The sequence below is a fragment of the Aeromicrobium sp. SP1 genome, from assembly GCF_055663785.1.
In genome coordinates this window covers 132,383-149,301 of the sequence record NZ_JBQVVK010000001.1, presented here as the reverse complement: position 1 = coordinate 149,301, position 16,919 = coordinate 132,383, and the positions used below count along the sequence as shown (strand labels likewise).

18 protein-coding genes and 1 tRNA gene are annotated in these 16,919 nt (G+C 70.2%); 7 read left to right on the top strand and 12 right to left on the bottom strand.

Translation table 11 applies throughout. The features are described 5' to 3' along the window. Positions 1-579 carry a TetR/AcrR family transcriptional regulator gene (locus ACT26F_RS00675; RefSeq protein WP_471668544.1) on the bottom strand — a complete coding sequence of 193 codons (579 nt, stop codon included), beginning with the start codon at positions 577-579 and terminating at the stop codon, positions 1-3. A gap of 125 nt (positions 580-704) precedes the next feature. Between ACT26F_RS00675 and ACT26F_RS00670 the strand changes: the two genes are divergently transcribed. Beyond that, positions 705-1,559, top strand: coding sequence for an alpha/beta hydrolase (locus tag ACT26F_RS00670; RefSeq protein ID WP_471668543.1), 855 nt, complete (start codon positions 705-707; stop codon positions 1,557-1,559). Positions 1,560-1,616: 57 nt separating this feature from the next. On the opposite strand, the gene ACT26F_RS00665 is transcribed toward ACT26F_RS00670, so the two are convergent. Further along, positions 1,617-1,859 carry a MoaD/ThiS family protein gene (locus ACT26F_RS00665; RefSeq protein ID WP_471668542.1) on the bottom strand — a complete coding sequence of 81 codons (243 nt, stop codon included), beginning with the start codon at positions 1,857-1,859 and terminating at the stop codon, positions 1,617-1,619. Between the two features lie 61 nt (positions 1,860-1,920). On the opposite strand from ACT26F_RS00665, the gene ACT26F_RS00660 reads away from it, so the two are divergent. Then, positions 1,921-2,466, top strand: a complete 546-nt coding sequence (locus ACT26F_RS00660; RefSeq protein ID WP_471668541.1) for a nucleoside/nucleotide kinase family protein — start codon at positions 1,921-1,923, stop codon at positions 2,464-2,466. A gap of 47 nt (positions 2,467-2,513) precedes the next feature. Beyond that, positions 2,514-2,586, top strand: a tRNA-Gly gene (locus ACT26F_RS00655). A gap of 63 nt (positions 2,587-2,649) precedes the next feature. Here ACT26F_RS00655 and ACT26F_RS00650 read toward each other — a convergent pair. The 4 genes from ACT26F_RS00650 to ACT26F_RS00635 form a co-directional block, all read right to left on the bottom strand. Next, entirely contained in the window at positions 2,650-3,804 is a 1,155-nt protein-coding gene (locus ACT26F_RS00650; RefSeq protein ID WP_471668540.1) for a PP2C family protein-serine/threonine phosphatase, read from the bottom strand. Between the two features lie 9 nt (positions 3,805-3,813). Then, positions 3,814-4,626, bottom strand: coding sequence for an Fpg/Nei family DNA glycosylase (locus tag ACT26F_RS00645; protein ID WP_471668539.1), 813 nt, complete (start codon positions 4,624-4,626; stop codon positions 3,814-3,816). A gap of 12 nt (positions 4,627-4,638) precedes the next feature. Beyond that, positions 4,639-5,094 carry a ribose-5-phosphate isomerase gene (locus ACT26F_RS00640; protein WP_471668538.1) on the bottom strand — a complete coding sequence of 152 codons (456 nt, stop codon included), beginning with the start codon at positions 5,092-5,094 and terminating at the stop codon, positions 4,639-4,641. Positions 5,095-5,157: 63 nt separating this feature from the next. Continuing rightward, entirely contained in the window at positions 5,158-6,786 is a 1,629-nt protein-coding gene (locus ACT26F_RS00635) for a CDP-glycerol glycerophosphotransferase family protein (protein ID WP_471668537.1), read from the bottom strand. Between the two features lie 185 nt (positions 6,787-6,971). On the opposite strand from ACT26F_RS00635, the gene ACT26F_RS00630 reads away from it, so the two are divergent. After that, the gene (locus ACT26F_RS00630; RefSeq protein ID WP_471668536.1) at positions 6,972-8,303 is read left to right on the top strand and encodes an HNH endonuclease signature motif containing protein; all 1,332 of its coding nucleotides are present in this window, start codon (positions 6,972-6,974) and stop codon (positions 8,301-8,303) included. A 7-nt stretch (positions 8,304-8,310) separates the two neighbouring features. Here ACT26F_RS00630 and ACT26F_RS00625 read toward each other — a convergent pair whose 3' ends face one another. After that, positions 8,311-8,961, bottom strand: coding sequence for a mycothiol-dependent nitroreductase Rv2466c family protein (locus ACT26F_RS00625; RefSeq protein ID WP_471668535.1), 651 nt, complete (start codon positions 8,959-8,961; stop codon positions 8,311-8,313). Further along, on the bottom strand, positions 8,958-10,106 hold the full coding sequence (locus tag ACT26F_RS00620) for a glutamate--cysteine ligase (protein ID WP_471668534.1): 1,149 nt from the start codon (positions 10,104-10,106) through the stop codon (positions 8,958-8,960). Before ACT26F_RS00620 ends, ACT26F_RS00625 begins: the two co-directional genes overlap by 4 nt. Before the next feature lie 56 nt (positions 10,107-10,162). Here ACT26F_RS00620 and pepN point away from each other — a divergent pair, with 56 nt between their 5' ends. After that, positions 10,163-12,679: an aminopeptidase N gene (gene pepN / locus ACT26F_RS00615; protein ID WP_471668533.1), complete on the top strand. Its 2,517-nt coding sequence runs from the start codon at positions 10,163-10,165 to the stop codon at positions 12,677-12,679. A gap of 10 nt (positions 12,680-12,689) precedes the next feature. On the opposite strand, the gene ACT26F_RS00610 is transcribed toward pepN, so the two are convergent. Continuing rightward, entirely contained in the window at positions 12,690-12,974 is a 285-nt protein-coding gene (locus tag ACT26F_RS00610) for a hypothetical protein (RefSeq protein WP_471668532.1), read from the bottom strand. Between the two features lie 57 nt (positions 12,975-13,031). Here ACT26F_RS00610 and ACT26F_RS00605 point away from each other — a divergent pair, with 57 nt between their 5' ends. Next, positions 13,032-13,934, top strand: a complete 903-nt coding sequence (locus tag ACT26F_RS00605) for a mechanosensitive ion channel family protein (protein ID WP_471668531.1) — start codon at positions 13,032-13,034, stop codon at positions 13,932-13,934. After that, complete coding sequence (locus tag ACT26F_RS00600) at positions 13,931-14,323, top strand: globin (protein ID WP_471668530.1); 393 nt, start codon at positions 13,931-13,933, stop codon at positions 14,321-14,323. The genes ACT26F_RS00605 and ACT26F_RS00600 overlap by 4 nt, the downstream gene beginning before the upstream one ends. A 3-nt stretch (positions 14,324-14,326) precedes the next feature. Here ACT26F_RS00600 and ACT26F_RS00595 read toward each other — a convergent pair whose 3' ends face one another. The 3 genes from ACT26F_RS00595 to ACT26F_RS00585 are packed head-to-tail and all read right to left on the bottom strand — an operon-like array spanning position 14,327 to position 16,805. Beyond that, complete coding sequence (locus tag ACT26F_RS00595) at positions 14,327-15,031, bottom strand: thioesterase family protein (RefSeq protein ID WP_471668529.1); 705 nt, start codon at positions 15,029-15,031, stop codon at positions 14,327-14,329. A gap of 41 nt (positions 15,032-15,072) precedes the next feature. Further along, on the bottom strand, positions 15,073-15,300 hold the full coding sequence (locus ACT26F_RS00590) for a biotin/lipoyl-binding carrier protein (protein ID WP_471668528.1): 228 nt from the start codon (positions 15,298-15,300) through the stop codon (positions 15,073-15,075). Beyond that, entirely contained in the window at positions 15,297-16,805 is a 1,509-nt protein-coding gene (locus tag ACT26F_RS00585; protein ID WP_471668527.1) for an acyl-CoA carboxylase subunit beta, read from the bottom strand. The genes ACT26F_RS00590 and ACT26F_RS00585 overlap by 4 nt, the downstream gene beginning before the upstream one ends. Positions 16,806-16,919: the final 114 nt, after the last annotated feature.

The window sequence follows — 16,919 nt, the reverse complement described above, 5'->3', positions numbered from 1 at the left end:
TCAGCCTGCCGTCGTCAGTCGTCGGGCCGCCGCCGTGAACGCCGGACCGACGCGCTCCCAGCCGTCGAGGTAGCCGCCCACGAGCGCGGCATCGCGCAGCAGGACCAGCTCGCCCGCGGTCGCCGAGGGATCCTCGGCCCCGGCCGACTCGAGGACCCGCTCCAACTGGGACCGGAACCACTCCCGGTGCGCGGTGATCCGCGTCCTGACGGCACTCGCGGGATCGGGGTACTCGGCGGCGGCGTTGATGAACGGGCACCCTCGCGTGTGGTGCCGCGCCACGTCGTCGCCCAGGGCGGCCAGGAGGACCTCGAGTCGTTCGGCGGGATCCGCGATGGACTCGACCTCGCCGAGGGCGGCCCGGATCTGGGCATCCTCGTCATCGAGGTAGGCCTCGACGAGATTCTCCTTGCCGGGGAAGTGGCGGTAGAACGTAGCACGAGTGACATCTGCCTCCGCTACGATCCGGTCCACGCCGACCGCGTGGATCCCCTCGCGGTAGAACAATTCGCTGGCCCTCGCGAGGAGTCTCTCGCGGGCTGCCGAGCGGCGGAGGGACGGCGCCTGATCGATGTTCATGAAAAAAGTATAGAACGATCTTTCTCTTTTTTCTTGACACCGCTTCGGGCGGCGCGTACGTTCGAGACAACAAGAAAGAACGATCGTTCTACCGACTCGGCGGAGAACCTGCCCAGGAGAAGCCCATGAACACCGCTGACAACACCGCTGACAACACCGCTGACAACACCAACGCCACCCCCATCGTCCTGGTCCACGGGCTCTGGATGACCCCGAAGAGCTGGGACACGTGGGCCGAGTACTTCCGGGGCCGCGGCCACGAGGTCATCGTCCCGGGCTGGCCCGGCATCGACGACCGGTCCGTCGAGGACATCCGCAAGAACCCCGAAGCGCTCAAGGGCATCGGTCTCAAGCAGATCGTCGACCACTACGAGGGCATCATCCGCGCCCTGCCGACCAAGCCGATCATCATGGGCCACTCCTTCGGCGGCGTGATCACGCAGATGCTCGCCGATCGCGGCCTCGGCGTCGCCTACGTCGGCGTCGCGCCGGGGCAGACGGCCGGCATCCGCACCCTCCCCCTGTCGACGGTGCGCACGGGTGCGCCGATCCTGTCGAACCCCTTCGGCCGCAACGGCGCCAAGCCGCTGTCGAAGGGCCACTTCCACTTCACCTTCGGCAACGACCTGAGCCGCGCCGAGTCCGACGCCCTCTGGCAGGACTACGCGGTCAACTCGTACAACCGGGTCTTCTTCGAGGGAGTCTCCTCGACCCTGAACGAGAAGAACGGCGTGACCCATGTCGACTACGGCCGCGCCGACCGCGCGCCGCTGCTGATCATCACCGGCGGGATCGACCACGTCGTGCCGCCCGCGATCGGCAAGGCGATCGTGAAGAAGTACCAGAGCTCCGGCGGCCCCGGCGTCGTCGAGTACAAGGAGTACCCCGGCCGGACCCACCGCCTCGTCAGCCAGGACGGCTGGGAGGAGATCGCCGAGTACGCACTCGACTGGGCCCTCCAGCACGAGCAGGTCGCCTGAGGACGACTGCGAGCCGGGACGCGACCGCGAGGTCGCGTCCCGTCGGCGCGTCCGGCCTCAGCCTCCCGCGAACGGCGGCAGGACGTCGACGAGGGTGTCCCGCGGGACGAGGGTCGCACGGTCGGTCGTACGGGTGCCGTCGACGAGCACGGAGCAGGACGTGAGGACCCGTTCCAGCCCCGGGAACCTCGCCACGAGCGCGTCGAGCACGTCCCCGATCGTGTCGGCGGGGACGACGGTCTCGGACGTGCCGGCCGCCTCGCGCGCCGCGGCGAAGAGCCGCACCCGAGTGTCCTGCATGGCCGCCAACCTACCCGTCTCGACAGGTGGCGACGACTCCCCGAGCAGGTAGCGTCGTCGTGTGGACCTCGCCAGCCCCGCCGCCTACCTCGCCGACCGGGTGCGTGACCGCGCCCCGGCCTGCGGCACGACCCGCGTCATCGCGCTCGACGGGCGCAGCGGTGCCGGCAAGACCGCGTTGGCGCTCGATCTGGCCGACGAGCTGCAGGCACCGATCCTGCACCTGGAGCGGCTCTATCCCGGCTGGCAGGGTCTGGCCCGCACGCCTGCCGCGGTCCGGGCGCTCCTGGCCGACCTCGCGATCGGCGAGCTGGGCCGCGCCCGGCAGTGGGACTGGGAGTCGGACCGGCCGGGCCCGTGGCTCTCCGTCCGTCCCACACCGGATCTGATCGTCGAGGGCGTCGGCGCGGGCGCCCGTGTGCTGCGGCCCTTCCTGAGTCAACTGGTCTGGCTCGAGGCCCCGTCACAGGAGCGCCGCCGGCGCGCGCTCGCCCGCGACGGCCGCACGTACGAGCCGTGGTGGGACGTGTGGGCCGCGCAGGAGGAGCGCTACCTGCAGACCGACCGCACCCCCGACGCGGCCGACATCGTGATCACCACCGCCTGAGCCGCTCGAGCACCTGTGGCATCATGGAGGCGGTGCCTCGGCGCCATGCGGACGTAACTCAATGGCTAGAGTCCCTGCCTTCCAAGCAGGATGTTGCGAGTTCGAATCTCGTCGTCCGCTCGCATCGCACGACACAGGATCGCAGTCACCTCGGTGGCTGCGATTCTTCGTGTGGTGGGTGGGTCAGGGCGCCGTGAGGCGATCGGGCGCCCGGCGCGTCCCGACGAGGGCGCGGCGATGCAGGATCAGGACGGCGCGGTCGTCCTCGCCGGGCTCGGTCTGGTCGAGAATCCGCTCGGTGGCACCCTCGACGCCCTGGGCGATCGCGATCTTCGCGGCGCCGCGCAGCCACTCGATGCCCACCGCGAGATCGAGCGACCGGGTCTCGACGACGCCGTCGGTGTAGAACATGAGCGCCTCGCCGGGTCGCAGCACCCCGGTGCCCGGGCGGAAGTCGGGGCGGTCCGTGATGCCCAGGGCGAGACCGCGGGCGCCGGACAGCATCCACTCCTGCGTGTCGTTGTCCCACTGCATCGCCGGCGGGTGCCCGGCATTGAGCACCTCGTACCCACCGGTCTCGAGGTCGACCAGGACGTGCACCGCCGTGGCGAAGCCCTCGTCCCAGTTCTGCCGCAGCAGGTAGTCGTTCGCGGCCGAGAACAGGCCCAGCGGCGGCAAGGACCCGATCAGACCACCGAGCGCACCGGCCAGCTGCAGCGACTGCGTTCCCGCGCTGACGCCCTTGCCGCACACGTCGACCAGGACCATCTCGAGGTACCGCTTGTCGTTCGACAGGTTCGCCACGAGGAAGTCACCGGCGAACTTGGCCGCGCCGGCCGACTCCATCGCCGACTCGCTGACCCAGCCCTCGGGCAGCGGCGGCACGGTGCCCTGGGTCTGCAGCCGGTCGCGCAGGTCCATCAGCATCGCCTCGCCGAGTGCCGCCGGCAGGCCCGAGCGAGTGCGCGAGGCGCTGAAGAGCAGGATTCCCGTCCCCAGGTAGACCGAGATGAGCGACGACGGGCGGGCCGCGTCGAAGCCCTCCGAGAACGTCTGGACGAGCGAGCTGACGGTCGCCGCGAACAGTGCGATCGCCGCGAGCACCGCCTGGGGGTTCCACTGCAGCAGGACGCCGCCGAGCAGGATCGGGACGATGAACATCGCGGCCGGCACGAGCGCGTACCAGTTGAGGCTCACGATGAACATGACCAGGGTCAGCAGCAGCAGGAGCGTGAGGACGTTCATCTGGCCGTCGCGGGACCCCGAGCGCCACTGGCGGGCATTGCTCTTGAGGTAGCGACCCAGAGGGTCGCTACTCAGGCCGCGATTCCTGGTCACGCTACGACCCTATCGGCGTCGCTGACACCGCGGACACCAGAACAGGTTTCTGCCCGCGACGACTTCGGTGCGCACCCGCGTCCCGCACACGTGGCAGGGCTGGCCCGCGCGGCGGTACACGTAGACCTCTCCGCCGTGGTCGTCGTCGCGCGGAGGCCGGCCCATCGCCTCCGGCTCGTGCTCCGGGCGGACCGTGTCGATGCGCCCGGTTCGCACTCCCTCCCCCATGAGCATCACCAGATCGGACCACAGCACGCCGAAGGTGGCGGGCCTCAGCTCGCGGCCCGGCACCGTCGGGTCGATGCGGTGGCGGAAGAGGACCTCGGCGCGATACACGTTCCCGACGCCGGCGACGATGCGCTGGTCCATCAACAGCACGCCGATGGGAGTGCGCGAGCGGGCGACGAGCGCCGACGCCCGCTCGAGGTCGGCCTGCGGGTCGAGGGGGTCGGCGCCGAGCCTGGCGTGGATCGCGTGCACCTCGTCGGGCGACAGCAGCTCGCACGTGTTCGGGCCGCGCAGGTCCGCGGTCACGCGGTCCGTCGCCAGTCGCCAGCGGACCTGGCCGACGACCGGCGGATCGGCCTGCTCCACGAACGCGAACGAGCCGTAGAGGCCAAGGTGCACGTGCACCTGTTCGGCCAGGTCGTCGAAGGCGACGAACAGGTGCTTGCCGCGGGCGGTCGCCCCGGAGAGAACCCGGCCATCGAGTCGCGAGGCGGAGGTGAACCGGCCCTGGGGGCTCGACGACCGCACCTGCTTGTCCGCGAAGCTCCCGGTCAGGTCGAGTGCAAGCCGGTGGAGGGTGTGCCCCTCAGGCACGCTGCCGCGCCATCAGAAGCTGCCGGTCTCCTCGTACCGCGCGAGCAGGTCGATGCGGCGCTGGTGCCGGTCGGCCTGGCTCCACTCGGTCGCGAGGAAGGCGCCGACGATCTGCTCGGCCTCCTCGACCGAGTGCATGCGGGCGCCGATGCCCATGACCTGGGCGTTGTTGTGCTGGCGGGCGAGCTGGGCCGTCTCGACGCTCCAGGTCAGGGCGCAGCGGATGCCCTTGACCTTGTTCGCGGCGATCTGCTCACCGTTGCCCGACCCCCCGATCACGATGCCGAGCGAGCCCGGATCGTCGAGCACCGCCTGCGCCGCGGCGACGCAGAACGGCGGGTAGTCGTCCTCGGCGTCGTACTCGTGGGCGCCGTGGTCGACGGGCTCGAACCCGTGCTCGGTCAGCCAGGTGAGCAGGTGGGTCTTCAGTTCGTGGCCGGCGTGGTCGGCACCGAGGTGGACGCGCATGCGTCCATCCTCGCACCCCCGAGGAATGGTCGGCGCGGGGCTCGACGGCAGGCCCGCTGGCCCTCAACGCACGACGGGAGTGTGCGCCATCTCGTGGACGTAGTCGGCGAACGCGCGCGCGGACTCGTCGCCCACGTAGTCGCCGAGCACGTGCACCTTGAGGCGTTGCCGCTCGCCGGCGAGCGGGTCCCGGTGCAGCATCTCGTCGAGCACCTCGTCGAATCCGGTCAGCTCCCGGTCCACCGCGTAGCCGCCGGCGGCGACGGGCACGGCCTCGGGGAACTCGTCGAGCGAGTGCTGCATGCTGACCATCAGGTACGGCTTGCCCGAGGCCAGCCAGTCCGACACGACGCTCGACACGTCCGACACGAGGGCATCGGCGTGGTTCATGCACTCGGCCACGGTCCAACCGTGGACGGCGGCGTCGCCCCACACGTGATGGCCCGGCGTCGCGGGATCCTCGTCGTCGGCCGCCAGGATCGCGTTGAGCTCGTCGATCCGCTCGCCCCAGAACGGGTCGCGCAGGAAGACCGGATGCGGGCGGAAGATCACGTCCGCATCCGCCGCGAGGAGTGACCTCAGGATCTGCTCGGCGCGACGGATCGAGGAGAAGTTCGGCATCTTGCCGTTGCCCGTCCACGTCGGTGCGTAAAGCACCGTGGGCCGCTCGACCTGCGTGACGGGGCGTTGCGTGGGGAGCACCTCGCCGGACTGCGGACGGCCGAGCAGCACGAACCGCTCGCGCGGGACGTCCACACCGTGCCGGGCGTACCGGTCGATCGCCGCCTCGCCCGACGCCACGAGCACGTCGTAGCGCAGGTGCCGCGAGTGATGACTGCCCGCCTTGTCGGAGTCGCCGTGCCCGAGCCACACGTGTCGCACCGAGCGGACCCCCATGAGCTTGAGGTGTCCCGGTGCGTTGTGCACGTAGAAGAACGTCGTCATCGTCGGGACGGTCAGGACGCGCATGTCGCCCAGCACGTCCGAGCCTGCCGAGATCCACGGCAGCGTCGGCCGGATCCCCGCCCGCAACTCGGCGCAGTAGTGACCGCGCAGGCCGACGATCACGCCGGGATCGCCCGACGCGATCAGGTGCGGCTCCCACATGCCCACGTGGATCGGGCCGCCGCCGTACCCGCCGTAGCCGAGCACGAACCGCGTCTGCCGCGCGGCGAGCGCGTGCCGGATGCGTCGACGGGCGCGCCAGAGCTCGGCCTTGTCGAGAAGCACCCGACCCGCGATGACGGTCAACCAGACGACCGCGACCCAGACGATCGTCGTCGAGGTCCCCGCGGCCACGAGGACCGCGACGAGGGCTCCGAACCACCGCACCGCGAGCACGAACGGGCCGCGGTCGGACGGATCGGGCACGGGGCACACCGGCGGCGGCTCGACACCGTCGAGACCGTGCGCGTGCGGCGGACTCGCCGGCCGGAGCATCCCCGCCCGCACGACGACCACGGCGATCAGGACCGGAACGACGACCGCCCACGGGACCGCGTCGTCGCGCACTCCCCTGATCGCCAGTGCCACGACGGCCACGCCGAGCAGTCCCGCGCTGGACCACGCGAACGTCCGGCGACGGGTGGCCAGATCCGTGCGGAAGCGATGCTGCAGGTCGTCACGACGGCGCTCGTAGCGACCTGTCACCCGATCCCAGGTCGAGATCGTCTGCTCCTGCTGCTGGCTCATCGCGCCCAGTATCCCAGCACGCCCGGCGCTCACCGGGGCGACAGGCCGTTCCCCTGTCGGGCCGCATAGCCCGGGCAGATTCTCGAATGGATCCGTTGACACACAAGGCGATTCCGCCTATTGTTGGTACATCAGTTCGATGTGTCCCACGCCGTTTCGGCCCGTCATGACATCGGCCGCCTTCATTGGTTGCTTTCGTCAGGGGACACATGCATCAGGTATTCGCTCGACTCGCATTGGGGCCGCAGGCTCTGGATGCGGCGTTGGCCTGCGACCTGGACGAGTTGTCCGCGAACGAACTGGGTCAGCTCACGCGGATCACGACGGACCTCGTCCGCAAGGCTGAGGCGTTGCGGTTGAAGGCGTTGACGGTGGCGGATCGCAAGAACGCCCACCGTGCGACGGATGCGACCTCCTTGACCGCGCTGGTGGCCCGCGAAGCGGGCGTGTCCAAGCGTGACGCGGCATCGCAGGTCCGGCTCGCGAATCGGCTCGAGTCGGCACCACGGGTCAAAGAGGCGCTGGCCAAGCCGGGCATGTCGGCTCAGAAGGCACGCATCGTGACGACGGCACTCGACGAGTTGCCCGCCGACTTGAGCGACGACCAGCGCGATCGAGTCGAAGCGGACCTGACCACCGCGGCACCGACGATGTCGGTCGAGCAACTCGGGCGCAAGGCCGCCCGGGCGGTCGAGGTGGTCGATCGGGAGCGGGCGGACCGGATCGAGAACGCTCGACTGGAACGGGCCGAGCACGCCCAACGCCAGCTGAGCGAGTTCTGGATCGGTCAGGCCGACGGGACCACGGGGTTGGTGCCATTCGGCGGCAAGACCGACCCGGTCAGCGCGGACATGCTTCGCGCCGTGATCGAGTCCAAGACCAACCCGCGCCGCCGCGCGATCACCGAGAAGTCGACGGCGGACGTGGTTTCGACAAGCTCAACCACCGAGAACGAGCGTCTGACCCCGTCGCAAAAGGCCGGTGAGGCGTTCACCGAGATCATCCGGCACCTTCCCCGCGACTGCTACGGCAACCACGGCGGCGTCGCCGCGACCCTGATCGTCACCGTCGACGAGTCGACGCTGCGCGGTGCCACCGATCGGGCCGGGGTGACCGAATACGGCACCCGCATCTCGGCCGGCCAGCTCCGCAAGCTCGCCTGCGACGCCGGAATCCTGCCGGTCGTCATGAACGGCCAGAGCCACGTGCTCGACGAAGGCCGGACGAAGCGGCATCACACCGCCGCCCAACGGATCGCGCTCGCTCAACGTGACCTGGGCTGCGCGTTCCCCGGCTGCGACCGACCACCCGGATGGTGCGAGGCCCACCACGCCATCGCGTGGAGTCGTGGTGGGCCCACCAACACTCAGACCGGCGTGCTGCTGTGCGGGCACCATCACCGGTTCGTGCACGAGGCGGACATCCTCATCCGATTCGCCGAACACGACCGCATGCCCGAGTTCCTCGTCCGAGGAACCTGGCAACGCAACCAGAGGTACCGACCGCTCGCCGCCTGAGCAGGGCTCAGTCGAAGATCGGATCGCGCGTGCGCGTGCGCTTCAACTCGAAGAAGCCGTCGTACGAGGCCAGCGCGCGCGCTCCGTCGAACACGACACCCGCCTGCTCGCCCTTGGGCGCCGGCGACAGCACGGGACCGAAGAACGCGACGTCGCCGATCGAGACGACCGGCGTGCCGACCTCCTGGCCGACCCGGTCGATGCCATCGGTGTGCGATGCGCGCAGTGCCTCGTCGAACGACGCATCGTCGGCGGCGTCCGCGAGCTCGACCGGCAGTCCCGCCTCGGCGAGCGCCTCGCGGTACACGTCGGGACCGAAGTCGCGACCCTCGACGTGCCGCTTCGTGCCGAGCGCCGTGTAGAGGTCCCGCAGCGCCTCGGTGCCGCCGTGCTGCTCCGCGGCGATGCAGACGCGCACCGGACCCCAGCCCTTCGCCAGCAGCTCACGGTAGAACTCGTCGACGTCCTTGTCCTCGTTGAGGACCGACAGGCTCATGACGTGGAAGTCGGTGCGCACGGGACGCACCTGCTCCACCTCCAGCATCCAGCGGGACGTCATCCACGCCCACGGGCACAACGGGTCGAACCAGAAGTCGACGGTCTCGGTGGTCTCGGTGGTCTCGGGGCGCTCGGCGCCGACCTTCACATCAATGCTCACACCGGACCCAACAACGGACGGCCCTCGCGCATTTCCGCGACCAGGGCCTGAACCACGGCATCGAGCGCTCCCCCGTGCCGCGCAGCGACGTTGCGCTGCCGCTGATAGGACGCACCGGCGGTCATGATGTCGCGAATCCCAGCCAGTTCGGCGACGCAGTCGAGGTCCACCGCGACGGGCTCCAACAGGCGCAGCAGGCGGACGAGGTCGTCGGTCACGAGCTCCTCGCGGGCGTCCCGGTCGAGGATGAGGATCGCGTCCATGCCGTAGCGGGCCGCGCGCCACTTGTTCTCCTGGGCGAACCACGACGGGATCGACGGCACCTCACGGCCGGCATCGAGCTCGCGCGAGTAGTACTCGACGAGGCAGTGCGTGAGCGCCGCGATGCTGGCCAGCTCGGACATCGTCGGGACGCCGTCGCACACACGCATCTCGAGGGTGCCGAACTTCGGGGACGGGCGGATGTCCCACCGGATCTCGTCGAACAGGTCGATCACGCCCGTCTTGAGCATGTCGTCGACGTAGTGCTCCAACTCGGCCCAGCGGTCGAACTGGAACGGCAGTCCCGCGGTCGGCAGCTGCTGGAACATCAGGGCGCGGTTCGACGCGTAGCCGGTGTCCTCGCCGCCCCAGAACGGGCTGGACGCGCTGAGCGCCTGGAAGTGGCCGTAGTGGGTCAGCATCGCCCGGCTGATGGGCAGCACCTTGTCCCGGTCCTCGATGCCGACATGGACGTGCACGCCGTAGATCAGCATCTGCCGGCCCCACCACTGCGTGCGGTCGATGAGCGTGGCGTAGCGCTCCTTGTCCGTGACCCGCTGCTGCGTCCACCGCGCGAAGGGGTGCGTGCCCGCGCACATCAGCTCGACCCGCAACGGGTCGGTGACCTCGCGCAGCTCCTCGATGCTGCGCTGGAGGTCGGCCATCGCCTCGGAGACCGTGTGGCAGACACCGGTCACCACCTCGACGGTGTTGAGCAGCAGCTCCTGCTTGATGTGGGGGTGCTCCTCGCCCGGCGCGGGGGCCACGGCGTCGAGGATCGTCTGCGCGACCTGTCGCAGGTCCCCGGAGTCCTGGTCGACCAGCGCGAGCTCCCACTCGACGCCGATGGTCGAGCGCTCGGACGGTGCGAAGCCGATCTCCATGACGCCCATCCTGCCCGAGGATGTCGGTGTCGGCGGCAGGTGCCACAGTAGGAGGCATGCCCGGCACCAACCTCACTCGCGAAGAAGCACACCAGCGCGCCTCGGTCGTCGCCGACCCGACGTACGACGTGGCGCTCGACCTCACGACCGGTACGGAGCGATTCGGCTCGGTCACGACCCTGACGTTCACCGCGCGCAGCGGCGCCTCGACGTTCGTCGACCTCGTCGACGCGGAACTGTCCTCGGTCACCCTGAACGGCCGCGAGATCGACCCGTCGGCCTACGCCGACAGCCGCATCGCGCTCGACGACCTCGCCGCCGAGAACACCCTCGTGGTCACGGGCACGTGCCCGTACTCGCACTCGGGCGAGGGCCTGCACCGCTTCGTCGATCCGACCGACGACCGCGTGTACCTCTACACCCAGTTCGAGGTGCCCGACGCCCGCCGGGTCTTCGCCACGTTCGAGCAGCCCGACCTGAAGGCCGAGTTCACGTTCCACGTCACGGCCCCGGCCGACTGGAAGGTCGTCTCGAACTCGCCCACGCCCGAGCCCGTGCCGGCCGGCGAGGGAACCGCGACGTGGCACTTCGCGCCGACCAAGACGATGAGCACGTACATCACGGCGCTCGTCGCCGGTGAGTACCACGAGGTCCGCGAGACGTACGTCGGCGAGTACGGCGAGATCCCGCTCGGCGTGTTCTGCCGCCAGTCGCTCGTGCCGTTCCTCGACGCCGACGACATCTTCCTGATCACGCGTCAGGGCTTCGACTTCTTCCAGGGCGCCTTCGAGATGGGCTACCCGTTCGGCAAGTACGACCAGCTGTTCGTGCCCGAGTACAACATGGGCGCGATGGAGAACGCGGGCTGCGTGACGTTCCGCGACGAGATGATCTTCCGCAGCCGCCAGACCGTGTCGGCGTACGAGCAGCGGGCCAACACGATCCTGCACGAGATGGCGCACATGTGGTTCGGCGACCTCGTGACGATGAAGTGGTGGGACGACCTGTGGCTCAACGAGTCGTTCGCCGAGTTCGCCGCGCACCACTCGTCGGTCGAGGCCACCCGCTTCACCGATGCCTGGACCGGCTTCACCAACAACCGCAAGAACTGGGCCTACCGTCAGGACCAGCTGCCCACGACGCACCCGATCGCCGCGGACAACTACGACCTGCACGCGGTCGAGGCGAACTTCGACGGCATCACGTACGCCAAGGGCGCCTCGGCGCTCAAGCAGCTCGTCGCGTGGGTCGGTGAGAAGGACTTCTTCGCCGGGCTGCGCAGCTACTTCACGAAGTACGCGTACGGCAACACCGAGCTGACCGACCTGCTGGCCGAGCTGGAGGCCGCCTCGGGGCGCGAGCTGACCAGCTGGGCCGCGGAGTGGCTGCAGACCTCGGGCGTCAACACCCTCCAGGCCGACTTCGACACCGACGAGAACGGGGCGTTCACCCGCTTCGAGGTCGTCCAGTCCGCGACGGACGACCACCCGACGCTGCGCCGCCACCGGATCGCGATCGGCCTGTACGACCAGGTCGGAGGCCAGCTGGTGCGCACCGAGCGGATCGAGACCGACGTCCGCGGTGATCGCACGTCCATCACCGAGCTGCTGGACCACCGTCGTCCCGACCTGATCCTGCTCAACGACGACGACCTCACCTACGCGAAGATCCGGCTCGACGAGGGCTCCTTCGCCACCCTGCTGGAGGGCATCGGCTCGTTCGCCGACTCCCTGCCGCGGGCGCTGGCCTGGGGCTCGGCGTGGGACATGACGCGCGATGCGGAGCTGCCGGCCGCGAAGTTCGTCGAGCTCGTGCTGGCCGGCGTGGGCACCGAGTCCGACCTGACCGCCGTGGCATCGCTGCTGCGCCAGGGGCAGACCGCGATCAACCAGTTCGTGCCCGACGACGCCCGCCCCGCGCTGGCGCAGCGCTGGGAGGACGGCGTGGCGCGGCTGCTCGACGCGGCCGAGCCCGGCAGCGACCACCAGCTCGCGTTCGCGCGTGCGACCGCCTCGTCCGCCACCTCGCCCGAGCGGCTGCGCGACCTGCTGGCCGGCTCGGTCGAGGGCCTCGAGGTCGACGCCGACCTGCGCTGGACCCTCGTCAAGGGCCTGGCCCGGCTGGGTGCGGTCGACGACGGCGACATCGATGCCGAGCTGGCTCGCGACGACACGAACCAGGGGCGTGAGAACGCCGCCGGCGCGAAGGCGATGCGCCCGGACGCCGACGCCAAGGCCGAGGCGTGGCGCCGGGTCGTCGAGGACGCCTCGACGCCCAACGAGACGCGTCGTCAGATCGCGCTCGGCTTCCAGGCTCCCGGCCAGGCCGAGGTGCTCGCGCCGTACGTCGACCGGTACCTGCAGATGGCCGAGTCGATCATCGACGAGATGGGCGTGTGGATCGGGCAGAACGCCCTGGTCTACCTGTTCCCGCTGCCGAACCCGACGCAGCAGACGCTCGAGAAGGTCGACGCGTGGCTGGGGGCGACGCAGGCTCCCGCAGCCGCGCGGCGCTACGTGCTGGAGGGCCGCGACGACCTGCGTCGGGCACTCGCCGCACGGGCCGTCAACTGACGGCCCGGGCTCAGTGGCCGGCGACCTCGTGGCTCGGGGCCTTCTCGAGCTCGGCGCCCGACGGGATCGTCGGCACGTAGTTGTGGCTCTTCGCCACGACGGCCGCGGCGATCGCCCAGATGCCGACGAGCAGCAGCAGCGGGCCACCGACGAAGTACGCGAGGGCCTGCAGGGTGGTGAGGCTCTCGCCCTCGGCCCACGTGTCCGGGGTGGTCCCGGCGAAGGCCGACGACGCGGAGGCGAAGACGGTCACGAGGGCGGCGGTCACGACGGTGATCACTCGGGCGAGGCTCATGGCGCCCATCGTAACGGCCGGGATCTCGTGCCCTTCCCGCCCCCGTAGGCTGGTGGGGTGGACTGGACATGGGACTGGAACGGAGCCGTCGACTGGGTGCTCGACGTGCCCGGCAAGATCGTCACGATCGTCCTCATCGCCGTGGTCCTGCGCTGGCTCGCGCACCGCTTCATCAACCGGCTGGCCGGTCGCGCCGCCCAGGGCGCCGTCCCGAGCGTGCTCGCCAAGACGAAGGCCGGCGAGTTCCTGTCCGACCTCGCTCCGGGATCGGTCGAACGACGCCGTCAACGCGCCGCGACGATGGGCTCGCTGCTCAAGAGCATCGCGTCGGGGGTCGTCTTCAGCATCGCGTTCGTCATGGTCCTGGACGTGTGCGGCCTGCCGATCGCGCCGCTGCTGACCGGCGCGGGCGTGGCCGGCGTCGCGCTCGGCTTCGGTGCCCAGACTCTCGTGAAGGACTTCCTCTCGGGCATCTTCATGATCCTCGAGGACCAGTACGGCGTCGGCGACTCGGTCGATCTCGGTGAGGCCTCCGGGATCGTCGAGGCGGTCGGGCTGCGCGTCACGCGACTGCGCGACGTGAACGGCACCGCGTGGTACGTCCGCAACGGCGAGATCGTGCGGGTCGGCAACCAGAGCCAGGACTGGTCGCGGGCCGTGCTGGACGTGACCGTCGCCTACGACTCCGATCTCGAGCTCGTGCAGCGGATCCTGCGCGAGGAGGCGCACACGCTCGCCACGGACTCAACGTTCTCGCACGTCATCATCGAGGAGCCCGAGGTGTGGGGCGTCGAGCGCTTCGACAAGGACGGTGCCGTCGTGCGCACCGTCATCAAGACCGCACCGATGCACCAGGCGGAGGTGGCGCGCTCCCTGCGCAGCCGCGTCATGCGCCGCTTCGACGAGGCCGGTGTCCGCATCCCCTCGACCACCCTGCCCCCCATGGGAGGAACCCTGTGACCGAGTCCCCCGCCCAGGAGACGTTCTACGAGGCGATCGGCGGCCACGCCACGATCGAGCTCATCGTCGACGTGTTCTACGAGGGCGTCGCCCAGGACGACCTGTTGCGACCGATGTATCCCGAGGAGGACCTCGGGCCGGCGGCGGAGCGGCTCACGATGTTCCTCGCGCAGTACTGGGGTGGGCCGACGACCTACTCGCAGCGGCGCGGCCACCCTCGGCTGCGGATGCGCCACGCGCCGTACGCCGTCACGGAGGACGCCCGCGACCGCTGGCTGCTGCACTTCCGGGCCGGCCTGGACGCCGCGCACCTCGAGCCTGCGCTGGACGAGCAGTTCTGGGCGTACGCGCAGCACGCCGCCAACTTCATGATCAACTCGCCGAGCTGAGGCTCAGCCCAACGCCGCGCCGAGCAGCGTTCGCTCGCGCTCGTCGAGCGGCCGGGACCGCTGGGTCGCGGTGTCGAACCCGACCAGCACGGTCCTCGACGTGGCGAGCACGCCCTCGTCGTCGGACAGTTGCGCACCGACCGTGAACGACGACGTGCCGAGGCGCTCGACCCACGTCTGCGACGAGAGCGGCTCCTCGCGCCACGCGACGGGTCGAAAGGCATCGACCTCGACCCGGCCCACGACGAAGCGGCCGGGCGTGTGACCCGGCAGGACGGTGCGCAGGTAGGGCACGCGACTCTCCTGGATCACCTCGAAGATCCGCGACTCGGCGACGGTGCCGCGCGTGTCGAGGTCGCTCAGCCGGAGCCGCATCGGGGCGGACCGACCCGTCCGACCGGCCGGAGCCGGGCCGGCGGGGCCGTACTCGGAGACGATCGTGGCGAAGACGTGAGGCGTGCCCTCGACGCCGACCTGCTGGCTGACGACGTCACCGTCGACGCGACTGGTCACGATCACGGGAGCGCTGCCCAGCAGCACGGAGCGGTGGTAGTCGACGGTCGTGCGCCGAGGCGGCCCGGCGGGGATCGCGTCGCCGGCGACCGCCCGCGCCTGCGCGGCGTAGTCGAGATAGACGACGTTGTTGACGTGGTTGAGCGAGTCGAGGTCGGCCCACCGCATCGGGATCTCGTGTCGGAACTCGGTCACCCGCGCATCCTGCCACGGTGATCCGGGCCGGTGGCGGTCGGTCAGGCGCCCAACGTGTCGTCGATCTCCGCGACCGGGTCGCCCTCCTGGACGATCTGGCCCTCCGTCACGAGGATCGACGCGACGTGGCCGTGCACCGGCGCGGTGACCGGGATTTCCATCTTCATCGTCTCGAGGATGACGAGCGGGTCGCCCGGACCGACCTCATCGCCCTCGCGGGCGAGGATCTTCCAGACGTTGCCGACGATCTCGGCCTTGGCGTCGATCACCGGTGCTCCAGGATCCGCAGCGAGGCGACGAGCCGGTCGCGGGTCTCCTCGGCGTGGATGACGTCCTCGAGGATGCCCGCCTCGGCGGCCACGTACGGTCGCGCGACGTTCTCGCGGTAGTCCTCGGCGAGCTCGTCACGCAGCGCGTCGGGATCCTCGGCGGCAGCCAGCGCACGACGGTGCAGCAGCGCGACGGCACCGCCGGGGCCCATGACGGCGATCTCGGCGTTCGACCACGCCCACGCGGCGTCGGCGCCGAGCGAGGTGGAGCCCATCGCGATGTAGGCGCCGCCGTAGGCCTTGCGGACGACGACGGTCAGCCGCAGCGACTTCTTCGCCCGGACGTACGCCTTGAGCACCTTGGCGCCCTCGTTGATGATGCCGCGGCCCTCCTCGACGGTGCCGGGCAGGAACCCGGGCACGTCGACGAGCGTCACGATCGGGATGCCGAAGCGGCCGCAGAACTCGACGAACCGGGCGATCTTGACCGAGTTCTTCGAGTCGAGGATGCCGCCGCGGACGGCGGGCTGGTTGGCGACGACACCGACGGGCTTGCCGTCGATCCGGCCGAACAGCGTGATGGCGCTGGCACAGTAGTCGGGCGACAGCTCGAGCCGGGCGCCGTTGTCGAGGACACCGTCGATGACGTCGAACATGTCGAAGACGACGCTGGCCTTCTCGGGGACCGCGGTCGGCAGCGACGCGGCCGAGATCGGGTTGACCGGCACGGGGGTCGTCATCGGCAGCGGGGCCTCGGCGTTCGTGGGCACGTAGGAGAGCAGGTGGCGCGCGGACTGCAGCGCCTCCTCCTCCGTCTCGACCTCGAGGTGGGCCACACCGCTGACGCGCGTGTGCATGCCCGAGCCGCCGATCTCGTCGGCGGTGGCGGTCTCGCCGGTCGCCGCGCGAACGATGTCCGGTCCGGTGAGGAACATGTGACCGTGGCCCTTGACCATGATCGTCCAGTCCGTGAGGGCCGGCGAGTACGCGGCGGCCCCGGCGCACGGGCCGAGGATCACCGAGATCTGCGGGATGACGTCCTGGGCCTCGACGTTGAGCCGGAAGATCTCGCCGCAGCCGTCGAGGGCGTGGATGCCGTCGGGGACGCGCGCGCCGCCGGAGTCGTTGATGTAGACGATCGGGAAGCCCTTCGCGATCGCGAAGCGCTGGGCGCGGTGGATGCCCTCGGCCATGACGGCACCGATCGCGCCGGAGGCGATCGCAGCGTCGTGCGAGGCGACGACGACGGGGCGGCCGTCGACCAGTCCCCAGCCGGCGACGACACCGCTGCCGGCTCCGGGCTGCGCCGAGCGCAGCGGCGCCAGCTCGACGAACGTGCCCTCGTCGAGCAGCAGCTCGGCACGCTCGCGGGCGGTGTGCACGCGGGCTCCGCGCGGCTCGACCCGAGCGAAGCGCTCGCGTCGGCGGTCGCTCAGGGTCGTGCGGTGACCAGCGGTCTGGTCCTGCGTCTGCGTCGTGGGACGGCCGTCGGAAACATGAGGCATTCCTCAACTATAGAGCAAACATGAGGATTTCCTCATATTAAATCCCTCGGCGCGGCTGTGACCTTCCGCACCCCGGGGGCGTGCGCTAGGGTTCACTAAGCAAGCGCTTAGACA